Source organism: Acidithiobacillus sp. TH-A36 (assembly GCF_057473445.1).
This window is the reverse complement of record NZ_JBYCKP010000310.1, coordinates 1-11,878: the sequence shown is the minus strand read 5'-3', so window position 1 is coordinate 11,878 and position 11,878 is coordinate 1. Positions and strand designations below refer to the sequence as shown.

Annotated in this window: 17 protein-coding genes and 1 pseudogene; 8 read left to right on the top strand and 10 right to left on the bottom strand. The window is 52.4% G+C overall.

Going from position 1 to position 11,878, the window contains the following annotated elements; translation table 11 throughout:
- The 8 genes and pseudogenes from AC2VLY_RS08305 to AC2VLY_RS08270 form a co-directional block, all read right to left on the bottom strand.
- Positions 1-212 (bottom strand): annotated as a pseudogene (locus AC2VLY_RS08305) (hypothetical protein); the annotation flags it as partial.
- Positions 213-237: 25 nt separating this feature from the next.
- Positions 238-1,734 carry a hypothetical protein gene (locus AC2VLY_RS08300; protein WP_486922080.1) on the bottom strand — a complete coding sequence of 499 codons (1,497 nt, stop codon included), beginning with the start codon at positions 1,732-1,734 and terminating at the stop codon, positions 238-240.
- Positions 1,727-3,388 (bottom strand): tetratricopeptide repeat protein, encoded by a 1,662-nt coding sequence (locus AC2VLY_RS08295; RefSeq protein ID WP_486893739.1) that lies wholly within the window; start codon positions 3,386-3,388, stop codon positions 1,727-1,729. The genes AC2VLY_RS08300 and AC2VLY_RS08295 overlap by 8 nt, the downstream gene beginning before the upstream one ends.
- Positions 3,385-4,230: a hypothetical protein gene (locus tag AC2VLY_RS08290; RefSeq protein ID WP_486922079.1), complete on the bottom strand. Its 846-nt coding sequence runs from the start codon at positions 4,228-4,230 to the stop codon at positions 3,385-3,387. Before AC2VLY_RS08290 ends, AC2VLY_RS08295 begins: the two co-directional genes overlap by 4 nt.
- Complete coding sequence (locus tag AC2VLY_RS08285) at positions 4,211-6,904, bottom strand: bifunctional glycoside hydrolase/polysaccharide deacetylase family protein (RefSeq protein WP_486893735.1); 2,694 nt, start codon at positions 6,902-6,904, stop codon at positions 4,211-4,213. The genes AC2VLY_RS08290 and AC2VLY_RS08285 overlap by 20 nt, the downstream gene beginning before the upstream one ends.
- Before the next feature lie 277 nt (positions 6,905-7,181).
- On the bottom strand, positions 7,182-7,487 hold the full coding sequence (locus AC2VLY_RS08280) for a hypothetical protein (RefSeq protein WP_486893733.1): 306 nt from the start codon (positions 7,485-7,487) through the stop codon (positions 7,182-7,184).
- A 47-nt stretch (positions 7,488-7,534) separates the two neighbouring features.
- On the bottom strand, positions 7,535-7,900 hold the full coding sequence (locus tag AC2VLY_RS08275; RefSeq protein ID WP_486893761.1) for a type II toxin-antitoxin system VapC family toxin: 366 nt from the start codon (positions 7,898-7,900) through the stop codon (positions 7,535-7,537).
- A gap of 5 nt (positions 7,901-7,905) precedes the next feature.
- On the bottom strand, positions 7,906-8,103 hold the full coding sequence (locus tag AC2VLY_RS08270; protein ID WP_193651839.1) for a type II toxin-antitoxin system VapB family antitoxin: 198 nt from the start codon (positions 8,101-8,103) through the stop codon (positions 7,906-7,908).
- Between AC2VLY_RS08270 and AC2VLY_RS08265 the strand changes: the two genes are divergently transcribed.
- The 6 genes from AC2VLY_RS08265 (at position 8,104) to AC2VLY_RS08240 (ending at position 10,515) form a co-directional block, all read left to right on the top strand.
- On the top strand, positions 8,104-8,241 hold the full coding sequence (locus tag AC2VLY_RS08265; RefSeq protein WP_486893732.1) for a hypothetical protein: 138 nt from the start codon (positions 8,104-8,106) through the stop codon (positions 8,239-8,241).
- Positions 8,242-8,505: 264 nt separating this feature from the next.
- A complete protein-coding gene (locus AC2VLY_RS08260; RefSeq protein WP_193651838.1) occupies positions 8,506-8,745 on the top strand; it encodes a ribbon-helix-helix domain-containing protein in 240 nt (79 codons plus the stop codon).
- Entirely contained in the window at positions 8,745-9,164 is a 420-nt protein-coding gene (locus tag AC2VLY_RS08255; RefSeq protein WP_486922078.1) for a putative toxin-antitoxin system toxin component, PIN family, read from the top strand. Before AC2VLY_RS08260 ends, AC2VLY_RS08255 begins: the two co-directional genes overlap by 1 nt.
- A gap of 94 nt (positions 9,165-9,258) precedes the next feature.
- The gene (locus AC2VLY_RS08250; protein ID WP_486891658.1) at positions 9,259-9,699 is read left to right on the top strand and encodes an HVO_A0114 family putative DNA-binding protein; all 441 of its coding nucleotides are present in this window, start codon (positions 9,259-9,261) and stop codon (positions 9,697-9,699) included.
- Between the two features lie 189 nt (positions 9,700-9,888).
- Positions 9,889-10,281 carry a type II toxin-antitoxin system VapC family toxin gene (locus AC2VLY_RS08245; protein WP_486922077.1) on the top strand — a complete coding sequence of 131 codons (393 nt, stop codon included), beginning with the start codon at positions 9,889-9,891 and terminating at the stop codon, positions 10,279-10,281.
- Positions 10,282-10,284: 3 nt separating this feature from the next.
- Positions 10,285-10,515, top strand: a complete 231-nt coding sequence (locus tag AC2VLY_RS08240) for a type II toxin-antitoxin system Phd/YefM family antitoxin (RefSeq protein WP_010639844.1) — start codon at positions 10,285-10,287, stop codon at positions 10,513-10,515.
- Between the two features lie 94 nt (positions 10,516-10,609).
- Here AC2VLY_RS08240 and AC2VLY_RS08235 read toward each other — a convergent pair whose 3' ends face one another.
- Positions 10,610-10,876 (bottom strand): PIN domain-containing protein, encoded by a 267-nt coding sequence (locus AC2VLY_RS08235; protein WP_486922076.1) that lies wholly within the window; start codon positions 10,874-10,876, stop codon positions 10,610-10,612.
- A 111-nt stretch (positions 10,877-10,987) separates the two neighbouring features.
- Entirely contained in the window at positions 10,988-11,239 is a 252-nt protein-coding gene (locus AC2VLY_RS08230; RefSeq protein ID WP_486922075.1) for a type II toxin-antitoxin system Phd/YefM family antitoxin, read from the bottom strand.
- Between the two features lie 222 nt (positions 11,240-11,461).
- Between AC2VLY_RS08230 and AC2VLY_RS08225 the strand changes: the two genes are divergently transcribed.
- Both AC2VLY_RS08225 and AC2VLY_RS08220 read left to right on the top strand, forming a co-directional pair.
- A complete protein-coding gene (locus AC2VLY_RS08225; RefSeq protein ID WP_486922074.1) occupies positions 11,462-11,719 on the top strand; it encodes a FitA-like ribbon-helix-helix domain-containing protein in 258 nt (85 codons plus the stop codon).
- On the top strand, positions 11,716-11,878 hold a 163-nt coding region (locus AC2VLY_RS08220), incomplete at its 3' end, for a PIN domain-containing protein (protein WP_486922081.1). The genes AC2VLY_RS08225 and AC2VLY_RS08220, both read left to right, overlap by 4 nt.

The following is an 11,878-nucleotide window of genomic DNA, read 5'->3' as shown; positions in this document are numbered from 1 at the left end:
AGGCGCTGATTGTCACTTTGTAAAATACCCGCTGCCAGTGCTGCCGCACGTTCATTGGCCAACGGAGTTTCCGTGTTGTTGGCAAAGGGCAATACCGTCCAGGCCGCCCCTTTGCTCAGCGCAACGGGTTTAGCCGACTGGACGTTCATCCCTGCGCAACCGCTGAGTATGAATGCCAAAATGGGAATCCAGATTCCTTTTGTTTTTAACATATTTTTTCTCCCTCAACAGATCATATTAAAAATAAAAACGATAATTTAAAGCGAAAATACGCTGATTCAATGCCAGACCATTCCCCCCTTGTCCCTGGGAAAACTCCAGGCTGAGGCGATCTGGCCCTATTACCGATGTACTGACCCCGGCGTTCAGTTGATATTGAAAGCCGAATCGGGAGTTGTCATAGACGCTGAGTTGCAGATTGGGTGTCCAGCCGGGATGTAAATTCTGCTCCAGCGCTCCCCATTGCAGGCGCACACCATAATCGGCATAACTTCCGGGCAGGATGCTGTCCATATTGCGGGCATCTGTGGAAAGCGCCCGGGCAATTACGCCCTCGGGGGCTGCGCGACGCTGAAGTGCGTGATAATCCGCAAATGGGCCGACATGAAATTCCCAGGGTCCAAGGTTGCTGCGCCAGAATGCGCCCAATTCACCATAGGTATCAGTGCCCTGCTGAATACCATCCTGGCCAAGATACTGATTCCAACCAAGAGCGGCATTGGCCGTCCATGCATTGAAGGTCTGAGCAAGTTGCATTTCTGCACGATTGGCCATGCCGGCAACAGCCAAAGCCGGGCTCTGGAAAGTCTGGGAGTGATAAGCCAGGCGCGTTGAAAGGCTGGTGCTGCTGGTCATTTGCCAGCTTGCTGCCAGCTTGCTGGTCCAGTTGTTTTGCAGCCCCCGGTATTCGCCAACACGGAGATCTCCCTGCCAACGGCGACTATCCCAAAAAACGCCTACATCAGTGCGATTTTGCAGTCGCGGGGTGGTAATCAGCTGTGTGTCGCTATTTGCGTTCTGCCATAAGTTCTGGCTCTGGATCTGTATGCCCCAAAACGGCGAAGTATGAATGCGGGCGTTAAGCTCCGGTCCATAAAGTTGCAGACCATTGAAGCTTTGCCAGCTCCCCTGAATACCTGCATAACTGGCCGTATGGGCCAGGCTGTCCACATACATACGCCGCAATTCCCGGTCAAAGGGATTCACCTGCAGGGCTTTAATAGCCAGGGATTGTGCCTGACGCGGGCGCCCCAAATCTTCTTCAGCCTGAAACATTTCCTTTGGCGGTAAATCAGCCGGATGGTCCAGCAGGGTCTGGATGGTGCTTAGGTCTTTTTTATGTAAAGCCAGACTGAGACGCACCCAGGAGGGCGTAAGCCCGGGATTATTTTCGACCAGAATCTCCGCTAAACTCCAATATTTTTGCGCCAGACTCCAGGAAATGGCGGGCAGATAATCGCCACGATCAGCCGCAGCCAGAAGAATGGCCTGTGTCTGATTGCCTTCTTTGGGCGATGCAGCCAGTGCTGATGCCAGGGTATGGAGGGCGTCGTCCTGGCTATTGATTTTTTGAGGAGCGATTTTGCTTGGAGCAGTGGGTTGCTTCGGGGGGCGGGACAGCATTTGAGTGTCGGCCAGCACTTTTACGCTGAAAACCAGAGAACCGCTGGCAATCAGAAATTTGAATGAAGTCAGGGCGATTTTTGAATGGGCTGGCAGTTGACGTTTATTCATGTGGCGTAACCCCTTGCCCGTGGTTTTTCTGAAGACTGGACAGGCTGTCAGCGATGACGTTTTGCCGTAATGACCAGGCGATGCCGGGACTGCCAGCCGACTCCCAAAGAGAGGCCTCATTGAGGAGCCGAAGGCTGTTGGGTTGAGACGATGGCAAATTTTGCCGGGCGAGGAACAAGGCTGCTGTGTTGTGTCCCAGGCGCTCCAGTGCATTTTGTGTCACGTTCCGAAGACTCTCTGGTGCCTGCAGGACGTCGCCCGCCAATAAAGCCCGCAATGCGTGGACATTTCCAGAATCGACCAGCATCCAGAGCAGATTGTTTTTGGCGATTTCATCCTCTGGATTCAGACGTAACGCTTCAGTATACGCCCATTCTGCTGCAGGATAATTTTCCACGGCATTGGCCCACTGACCCATAGCCAGCCAATAAGTGGCATAAGAGCGTAGTCCCTGAGGGTCATGGGCAGGAATTGACTGTAAAAGTTGCTCCAGTGTTTTCCATTTATGCGCCTGACCTGCATAGGTCAGGCTCTCAAAATAAAAGTAGGGAAATTGATATTTTTTCCAGCCCCGCTGGGCAACAACCAGGGCCGCTTCTGGATTTTTCGAGCCGACCAGTATGATCAAGCGTTGCAAGTCATATTGACTGGCGGCACCCAGCAGGTACAGTTTTTTCTCGGCATCAAAGGCCGCTTCGTGATCATGGATTTCCCAGGCAAGAACAGCCAGTAAATGCCAAAACGGGACATTATTCAGACTGGCTTTGCTGCGTACCCGGTCCATGGCAGCAAAAGCTTCCGCATATTTCCCCTGCATGGAGAACAGGCGGGCTTCCTGTACGGCTATGTCGGGAGTAGCCTGGAAATGTTTTTCGACGTCTTGCAGAGCCGCCAGACTCTGCGCTATTTCGCCCCGTTGATAACTGAGATAGGCTTTCTGCTCCAACAAGAACCGATTGGAGCCCGTACGTTGCAGCGACTGATTGATATCGGTAATGGCCTTATCCGGTTCACTCAACTGCCCGTAAGCATAAATCAGGGTTTTCCAGTCAGCATCACTGAGTTGTCCGGCTCTGGCCAATGGTGAAAGCAACTGGATGACAATATCCGGCCGGGATAGTGCAGCCGCCAACCTGACCGCTGCAGCACGAGCCCCCGGCACCTCGCGCTGCGCCATCCATTGCCATTGCTGCAAAACCATTTCCCTTTGTCCCAGCCAGGTGCCGACCTGAATGAGCCTTTGCCGCCAGAGGATGTTTTCCGGCACCTGCAGTACTGCGGTATAAGCCAGGCGATAGGCCTCGTCTAGCTGACGGCTTTGCAGGAAGGCACTATAAGCCAAATCATAGAGTCTGGAGGAAAAGCTTCCTGGAAACGGTTGAACAAGCAGGGGGGGCTTGTACCAGGAAGGAGAAACACCCCCCTGGTCCAGATATCCCATGCCTTTCCCCGTCTTTATGCTTTGCGCCAGACTGGCGGCAAAAGCGTCCGCAACATCCTTTTGTTGAGTATATTCCGCTCGCCACTTTGCATCGTCGGCGGCGAGACTGCCCGGAGCTTTCCACCATGGTGTCGCCGCTGCAGAATCCTGAGCCTGCGCCGCGATTCCTGTAGCCAGCAAAATTATCCCCAGCAGCAGCTTTGACGTGGTCATGGACGATGATTCTGTGCTGGACTTTCGAGTTGCGCTTTTAACCATTGGGCGGCGAGTCCGGGTTGTCCAGCAGACAAGGCCAGACGCGCCATGATCAAAACAATATCGGGTTCTTTTGCGAGTTGGGGCAGTCCTGACAAGGTTTTTTCACCCTGAACCAGGGCCAGTCTGGCACCACCGCCGCCCTGAATCAGGGCCAGGCCACGGATAAAATAATCTTTTTGCAAGGAAGTCTGCCTGCTGTGCAATGCCATTTGCAGAAGCAGTTGTCCTGCTTTGACACTTTTACCATTTGCGGTCCACGCAGCTGCCGCCGAATTCATAGCTTGCGTGGCGGCTTCCGGATTTTCTCTGGCTACGGCCAACCACGCTTCTGCGCTCTGGTCATAAGCCCCGATCATTTGGGCATCAATGGCAAAATGCGCATAATCTTTGGCAGACCAATGGCCTTCCTTAAGTAATTGATCCAGGTGTAGGGCAAGCGCAGTTTGGGCCTTTGCCCTGGCTGCAGAATGCGGGGGCCGGGCCATGGCATTGGTCCAGTCAATTTTCCATTGCATGTGTTGCGCCTGACGGTAAACCGGATCCTGGGGACGACCAAGAATGGGTTTCAATTGTTGGGATGCCGCTTGATACTGGCCGCTTTGCAGCAAAAGCTCTGCACTCTGGATACGTGCTTTGTCATTGGCGGATGAGTTTTTGAAGTCCAGCTTACCGTTCCAGCCATAACTCCAGGCAATAGCCAGAATCACGGCCAAAACCACGACAATAAAAATAAAAATACTGGCCGGACGCAGTACGTACTGCGCCGGAAGTTGCGGTTTATTGAGAGCAGGAGACATGCAGAGTGACGTCATGCGCAGTGCTTTGCAATTGCCCGTTGGCAGGAATGGCTGTTGTCTGCCTGTTCATGCTGGCGCGGCAGTTTTGCACATTTCCCATTTGTACCTGTACGGGTACATAGCCCTTCAGTTTGGCGGTAAACCCCCTGTTTTCAGCGGTAAATGCTGCAATGGGTGCGTTAGCGCTGATGATATAAGGGAAAGGTTTCGGGCTTTGGCCTAACGCAAGATAAACGGACGAACTCCCATCCATATGAACGTAAATATTGCCATTGGGACTTGGATTATATCCAGCTATTCCCTGGCTATGGGCAATTTCCGGGGTTCCCAGGCCGGTGGGCATGCGTAATTCCCGCAGGTCTTCTGCTCCGCCAATCCAGAAACCTTTGCCTTCGCGAGCCAGATGAATGGTGAAAAAGTTATTGGCAATATGTCCATAATCAGCCACGTAAATTGGCGTGATGGATTGCGTCAGAACCCATTGGTAAACCTTGTCCAAAGCAGAAATAGAAGCCAGCTTGGTGGCTGAATACCAGTGCGTGTATATGTCTATGGGTTTCAGCCGGCGTGGTTTGTTGGTCATTTCAAAAGTCTGGATGACGTTTTCGAAGCCCCAGTAGGGTCCGTGCCACTGGTTGGTGAAATAGTCTTCATTGGCATCCGGGGCAAACACCTGCAGCCATTTTCCCCGAAAAATGCCGATGGGGGGTACGGCTGTAATACTCGGATTTTTTTTACTGATGGTGCTTTCACCACCATTGATATTCATCAACCCGGCTTTATAAGCCAGACCCACTACCTGGGCATCCGGTTCGCAGTCACCGGACCACTGGTCAATGACGACTTTTTTATCCGGTGGGGCCAAATGTTTATCAATCCATTTGGCAGCGCCAACAGCTTCCATATAAGGACTGAATTTGTAACCAGGAACTGGCAGGTTGATACCAGGATAATCCTTTCCGGCTTCAATGGCAGGCCAGTCGAAAGGGTGAGACCACATATGTGAGCCTATTTCGACATAGGGCAGCCGGAAAACTTCCTGGGCCACTTTGCTGCCCAAGGGGGCCAGGGCCGGATACAGCCCCCGATTCCCCGGCAGTAAATCGCCTACAATGACAGAGCCGGTAAAGGGCAGTTTGTACTTTTCCAGAATCCGGTGCATGTAAACCTCACCAGCAATATGGTATGGCGGAAATTGCGCGCGGCTTACAAAACCATCACCATCTGCGTGGGCCATGAACAGTCGTCGTCCACTTTCTGTGGTGGTATCCGGCACCGGCATTTCCGGCAAACGAAATGCCTCGCGATATAATTGGAAGGGATTTACCAACCAGCGGGTGTCCTTATTGGGAAGCGTCGTCAGTATGTAGGGCGATAACACATAGCCACCCCAGGGCGTGATCGCCGCCGCATCCTCGTTGTCACCCGCAGAACTTTTCAAGGTCAGCCAGATTTTGCTGTCGGAGGGAGCTGTTATTTGTATAAAGTCCCGAGGATTAGCCGTGACCGGCATTTCATGGCTCATATTTTTATTTTGGAACGCAATACTCAGAGAGCCTACTTCGCGGCTTGTCGGCTGGTTCATACCAAGGTCCATATAGGTTTTGGCATCCAGTGCGTCCTGAAAATCACCGATCAACAAAACAGGAATACCCTGTGCCCTGGCTTCATCGAGCCAGTGAGAAATTCCGGCGACATCCTTAACCGGTTCACCATCACTCCACAGAATGACGCCAGCATATTCTCCAGCGCGCGGTTTAGCAGGCAATGGCCCGGACAGACGCTGAAAACGGGGTATGTAACCGAGGTATTCCAGAGGCATGGCACCATTGGCAAAGGCAGAACTGTACTGTTCGGGGTCGGTGCTGTTGTACATGATCAGCACATGACGGGGCATGGGTTCGCGTAATCCTGCGCCAACCGCCGTCAGTCCGGAATCCGTGACATAAGGGACAAAGCCCAATGACTGAATCTTTTGGGCATCTTTCCACCAACCCTGGCGATTGAGTTTGGGCGGCATGTAGTCGATGACTATGGCGGGAAGCCCATACCCCTGGACTTTTCTAAGTTCTGCAATCAGGGCCTTTTGGTCGCTATCGGGCACGGATGTGTAAGTTCTTGTGCCTTGATTCCACTGCTTTAACAAGGATTCCGCAACAACACCAACGAGATCCTGATGAATTTCGGGAAGCACCGAAAAGCCACGATTGGCAATGAGTTGTACATCGGGATGCGCTGCTTTGATGGCTTTAATGAGTTGTACGAGCCCCGCTTCCTGCTCTTTCTGAGCGGCGGCGCTTTTGTCGACCAGCCTGAAAGAGTCCAGCGTATCCATAAAAAAAGCGTGGTAACCCTGCTGCCAGATAGGATCAATAACCTGATTCAATAAATAACTGCGGCAATTGGCATGAGCAAGGTTGATAATTTTGCCTCCCCAGTTGGGATTGGTGCCTATGGCACAATGGTCAGGCAGGTTTTGATAGCGGGCATCACCTGGTGTGGTCTCGCCGATGCTGACATATGCAAAAACCTGCTGATTTTTACTAAAATCAGCAGGCAGGCGTTGACTCCCAGGGTTGACGACTACCCAGTTGAAATCATGAAAGGCCCCGGGCGCGGGGCCGGAGCCGTAGTAAAATCCTACGCCGGGTAAGGTACTCGCGAAAGCTGACAACGGGAGAAATAAAGCGCATAGCAGCAATAAGCCGCATTTTAGGCATAAAAAATAATTGCTACACCGCATAATTATCGCCTTAAATATTTTGATATTTGTGTATAAGTTTAACATAAAAAAACGTGTGAACAAGCTGGTTCGACGCTATTCAGCCCGCCAATTTTTTGTCATGAATGTAACATTTCTGAAACAATTCTAAGGCGATGCGAGTATGGTTTGAGAGGTTTGACCGCTATTTGTCTGAAGTTTCACGTTATGGTTCTTTTATCTTAAAACATCACACCCTGTATATCACTGGTAATGTCCAAGCTGACGCTTTCGCCGTAGCCCTCACTTCCCGATCCGCCAGAGCAGATCCTGCCAGTGGGGCAGGATTTTCGGGGAGGTAGCGGGCACTATGGAGCAAAAACAAACTGCCCTGCTCTATCCATGGCAAAAACCCCTCCAGATCGGTCTGATAATCCCAGCCGATGTGCCCGACAATCCAAACGTAGTCCCGAAAATAGCGGGTCTCAAAATGCCCCAGTGGAATAGCCGTACATACACAAGCAAAAACTGTACGCCCGCAAGCGATAATATACAAATGCCCTCAATGAATTACTTTGCCGGCCACTGTGGCACGAATCCTGTTTATGCAGATAAACCAGAAACATAAGCACAACCCAGCTCACCAGCTATTTGCATGAGGCGTTTATCGCGGGACCATAAATCGCTTTGAGTGAGCGCGGCAGAGGCCAAAATACTGGCATCTACATACCCAATTCCGCGCCCCATTAAATTATGCCGCTCAATGAAAAAAAGCGTCTCCTCAGCCGAGCTGTTTGTGGATCGGGGCAAGCAAGATAAGAGATAGAGGGTCTGTTGCCGGTTTTTGAGATTTCCGCAGGCAATTTCACCGATCACAAAATCATGAACCTGCACCGCGCCCCGGTTTAACAATACAGCGAGCTCCCGGTCTCCAGCGCGAAAAAAGTCAATCCAGACTGAAGTATCCACCAGAATCAAGCGGCTGGCTCTCGTCTACGCGGAATATCCTGTAATTGCGATTCCGTTCCACCCAGTCGCGCCAGGCGTCGGGCGCTTTCGCGCTCAATCAAGGCACGCAAAGCTTCTTTCAGCAACGCGCCCCGTTCTTCCACACCAGAAAGATTTTTGGCCTGCACAAGGAGGTCATCATCCAGATTAACGGTCGTTCGCATTTGAGAAACCTCATTACAGCATCATTTGATGCCATTTTAGACACAGGTCGCTACTTTGTCATCGTCGAATCCAGTTTGGCCATTCAGGCGCAGCGCTTCCGCGCCACAGAAGGGCGCGAGCGTGAAGCCCGCAGCTAACAAATCGTTGCAGCGGACGTTTGACCGGCACCCGCAATAACCAAAACAGACAAGGTCGCAGAAAAGGCAAAAAACTCGCATACACTCATAAGGCTTAGGTAACCAGGCTAATACTCTGGCACTGCTCGGGTTTGAATAATATGGGCGGATCACCCGGAAAAGTTTTGAGATAGTGCACAAGCCCAGGCGGTTTTGATTGCATTGCAGACACGCCGACCTGAGCGTATAAACACTTATGTACATAAACACTTTTTGGAGGGCTTTATGAATACCGTACGCTGGAATATCGCCGTATCGCCGGAAATAGATCAGTCCGTGCGTATGTTTATTGCCGCGCAGGGCGGCGGTCGCAAGGGCGACCTATCGCGTTTCATTGAGGAGGCAGTCCGCGCCTATCTTTTTGAGCGGGCTGTCGAGCAAGCCAAAGCTGCCACGGCGAGTATGGACGAGACAGAACTGAATGCCCTTATCGACGAGGCGGTACAGTGGGCGCGTAAACACTGATGCGGGTCGTCCTCGACACTAACGTGCTGCTGGCCGCACTGATCTCGTCGCACAGCCCTCCAGACATCATTTATCGCGCTTGGCTTGCGGCACGTTTTGAACTGGTGACAGGTGCAGCGCAGCTCGATGAACTGCGCCGGGTGAGCCGTTACCCGAAGATCAAGACCATCCTGCCTGCACATCGCATTGGCACCATGATAAACAACATTCAGCGCGCCCTTGTGCTCAACACGCTGCCGCCGCTACCGAAAGATATCGAGGCCGACGATCCGGATGATACCTTTTTGTTAGCAATGTCTCTGGCTGGTAATGCTGATTACCTCGTGACTGGTGACCATCGCGCCGGTCTGCTCCGACGCGGTAACATCGGCCGCACGCGCATCGTCACACCAGTCACCTTCTGCGCCGAGGCACTTTAACTTCAAGCCAATGTCGTGCCGCCGAGGCATTCGGTCTGCCAGTGGTATCCGAGAGCGCGCGCATCCAGTCCCCAGCTCGTGCAGCGCGCTTCGAATGATCCTGCTCGATACGAACGTGATTTCGGAAACACAACGCCGGGAGCCTCATGCGCGTGTCCATGACTGGCTCGACGCGCAAGCGCTGGAAACACTCTATCTGTCCGCGATCACGGTAGCCGAGCTGCGGGAAATTGCCCAAAAACTGGACCGTGCAGAGATTCTACCGGAAGCAGATTATCACCTGAGTTTTTCCGATTCTGTACAGCTTTTTCGTGAGCTTACGCCAGCGCGGTTGGTGCTGCTGAAACATCTCAAAAAGAATGGCCCACAGTCCATCTACGCGCTAGCCAGGCAGTTGAACAGGAACTACAGCAACGTGCATACCGATGTTCAGAAACTCACAGAGCACCACCTTATCGACAAAACGGAAGATCAGCAGATTTTTGTGCCTTGGGACGATGTGGAAATTCACCTGTCCTTGAGCGCCGTGGCTTAACCTTCTCCCCGCCCTGGAACGGCGGGGAGTTGACTGCGCACCCTCTCACGCTATGTGACCATCAGCACTTCTAAAACCATCAATATCTCTGACCGTACTCACATGCTGACCTTGCTCAAGGAAATGTTAGCTGCTTGGAGCAAGACCTGATACAATGGTGCAATTGTACAGGTGCATGGACTGCAAGACATGCTCATCACCATCGATACATCAGTACTCATCGCGGTTGTCACATATGAACCAGGCCGAAATCGGGCATTGGAGCTCACAGCAGGTCGTAATTTGATCGCGCCGAGTTCCGTTCACTGGGAAATGGGCAATGCCTTTTCGGCCATGATCAAACGTGGTCGTACGACATTGAAGCAGGCCACAGCATGCCTGGATGCCTATTCTGAGATTTCCATCAAGCTGGTTGAGGTGAATCTGAATCAAGCTTTGGCTCTTGTATCCAAGCATCGCATCTACGCATACGACGCCTACTTGCTGGTGTGCGCCATGCAATCCCATTCACCACTGCTTACCCTTGACCAACCTCTTAAACAGGTGGCTGAGTCCTTGAGTATCAAAATCCTGGAGGTCTAGCTCATGAAGGTCTACACATTCTCTGAAGCTCGTCAAAAGTTCTCGACCGTACTCGATTCAGCCCAACTTGAAGGGGCGGTGAAAATCACACGTCGAGATGGTCGCGCATTCCTCATCCGCCCGGTTCAGAAATCTCTGTCTCCTCTGGACGTCAAGGGCGTGAAGTTGAATCTCAGCCGAGACGAAATTGTCAGCGCTGTTCGAGAAGGGCGCGAGCGTGAAGCCCGCAGCTAACAAATCGTTGCAGCGGACGTTTGACCCGGCACCCGCAATAAACAAAACAGACAAGGTCGCAGAAAAGGTAAAAAACTCGCATACACTCATAAGGTTAGGTAACCAAGCTAATACTCTGACCCTGTTCGGGTTTGAATAATAAAACGGCCTGATCCGGAGTGGCCGCCTCAATACCGAATGACAAGAAATGCCGAGTATTGCGCGTAATCACAACAAGATGATTAACCTTGGCGATGCCAGCAATCACCGCATCCGCCATGCCCGGATGATGACCCGCAGCCAAGGATAAGGCTTCCAGACGACCAGACAATACAGCACCTTTGGCATCCAACCCAAGGATTTTATCTCCATAATTCGCCATCAAGCCCAAAAGCCATATTCTGAGATCAGCCGCCTTCGCTGTAGCGCCTTTGCTGTCTAAAAACACCCGGCGAGAGCATGGAAATAACATCCGTGTCGAGCAAAAAACCCATCACAACTCTACGGGGCGTGACGGCAGCGGGTTGCGCTCAATGGGCGAATCACCCGGAAAAGTTTTGAGGTAGTGCACAAGCCCAGGCGGTTTTGATTGCATTGATTTCCGAATCGCTTCTGCAACACCCACGGAGACCAATGCGGCAACCGGTTTACCGTGTCGGGTGATGGTGACCACCTCGCCATTCATGGCCTCATTTACCATGCTGGAAAACTTGGCCTTGGCGTCTTTGAGATTGATCGTCAACATGATGAAGCCCTCTGGACATGAAAGTAGTCACCGGTGGTCACTATGGGCCAGCGATTCAAAAACTTCAAGCCAGGGCTTTGTCCAAGCGGCGGGCCACTTTCCGGCGTATAAGTGATATTCCTGCTACTTTTTAGGCACGTCCTGGGCATCGCTGGCAGCTTGCGCCTTGATGTCATATCTATACAATGAGTGCATTGATAGACTTTGATGGAGATATATCAAATGGCCAACGTGAACGTAAGAAATCTGCCCGATGAGGTGCATCGGGCTCTCCGCATCCAAGCCGCCCATCATGGCCGCAGCACCGAGGCGGAGATCCGCGACATTCTGGAGCGGGCAGCCAAGCCGGAGGGACGCGTGAAACTTGGCTCGTTTCTGGCCTCTATGGCTCGCGAGACGGGTGGTCTGACGGATGAAGAAGTCGCCCTCTTCGAGAACGCGCGCATCCAGTCCCCAGCCCGCGCAGCGCGCTTCGAATGATCCTGCTCGATACGAACGTGATTTCGGAAACACAGCGCCGGGAGCCTCATGCGCGTGTCCTTGACTGGCTCGACGCGCAAGCGCTGGAAACGCTCTACCTGTCCGCGATCACGGTAGCCGAGCTGCGTGCGGGTGTCGCGCTGATGCCGGTCGGAAAGC